General features: G+C 69.7%; 1 pseudogene. It reads left to right on the forward strand.

Going from position 1 to position 575, the window contains the following annotated elements:
• Positions 1 to 575, forward strand: a pseudogene (locus tag EN964_RS36625) (cobaltochelatase subunit CobN); the annotation flags it as partial.

The raw sequence follows: 575 nt of genomic DNA on the forward strand, positions 1-575 counted from the left end.
ATGCACATCCTCACCACGACATCCGCCTCGCTCGACGACCTCGCCGAGCCGGTCGATCTGCGGCAGACGCCGGCGGATATCGTGGCCCTGTCCTTCACCGACAGCGACCTCGCCGGACTGGCGGCAGCCTGGAAGGCCGATGCCGGCCGCCTGCCCTCGATGCGGCTGGCCGCACTGCGTGACCTGCGCCATCCGATGTCCGTCGACCTCTGGGTCGACAGCGTCGCCCGCCACGCCAAGATCATCCTGGTGCGCATCCTCGGCGGCTACGACTGGTGGCGCTACGGCTGCGACCAGCTCGCCTCGACTGCCCGCGAACGCGGCATAAAACTGGCGCTGCTGCCCGGCGAATGCCGCGACGAGGACCTGCGCCTGATCGAAGCCTCGACGCTGCCGCGCGAGCAGTTGGACGGCCTGCTCGACTATTTCCGCGAGGGCGGCCCGGCGAATATGAGCGCGCTGGTGCGGAGGCTGGCACGGCTGGCGGGACAGGATGCGCCTTTCATCGAACCGGTCGCCGTGCCCAAAGCTGGCTACTACGAACCCGGCCGCGGCGTCGTCCCCCTCCCCCTCGA

The sequence above is a fragment of the Mesorhizobium sp. M7A.F.Ca.CA.001.10.2.1 genome, assembly GCF_003998575.1.
In the GTDB taxonomy this organism is placed as follows: Bacteria; Pseudomonadota; Alphaproteobacteria; order Rhizobiales; family Rhizobiaceae; genus Mesorhizobium.